The sequence below is a fragment of the Kineococcus glutinatus genome (assembly GCF_039542765.1).
GTDB lineage: Bacteria > Actinomycetota > Actinomycetes > Actinomycetales > Kineococcaceae > Kineococcus_A > Kineococcus_A glutinatus.
Genome location: NZ_BAABIL010000272.1, coordinates 1 through 547, shown reverse-complemented (window position 1 = coordinate 547; position 547 = coordinate 1). Strand labels below are relative to the sequence as shown.

Below are 547 nucleotides of genomic sequence, written 5' to 3'. Positions count from 1 at the left end.
CGGGTGCCGGTGGCGTCGACGGCGACGCCGCCGTAGACCCGCCGGTCCAGGACCCCCGCGCGCAGCGCGCCGGCGTCGGCGTAGGTGGTCACGGCGAACGCGTCGGCGTCCTGCCCGGCGAGCGCGGTGGTGATCGCGGTGACCGCCTGGGGCGGGCCGGCCACGCCGATCGGCACCTGGTGCGGTGCGGACCTCGCCGCGGGCAGGCCGAGGGCGGTGAACAGCGTCGCCACCACCGCCGCCAGGACGAGCACCAGCGCGGCGGCGGTGCCCAGCGTGCGCCCGGGGCCGCCGGTGGCGCGGTGGGGGGCCGGCGGGTGGGCCGCCGGGGCCGCACCGGTGGTGGGTGGGGTGGTGGGGGGGGTGGGGACGTGGGTGGACATGGCTGCTCCTCGTGGACGGCCGGTCCGGGGGCCGGAGTTCCACAACCGTAGATTTCCCCACGCGTGGAAGTCAACGACGGGAGAGCTAGGGTGGCGGCCACCGAGGGACGTGGAGGACGCGTGGGCACAGCGGGTGGGGCGGGGCGCCGGGCGCCGCGGCAGGA

The 547-nt window shown here is 78.8% G+C and carries 1 pseudogene; it reads right to left on the bottom strand.

The features are described from left to right. Positions 1-383: pseudogene (locus ABEB16_RS11080) on the bottom strand (hypothetical protein); the annotation flags it as partial. Positions 384-547: the final 164 nt, after the last annotated feature.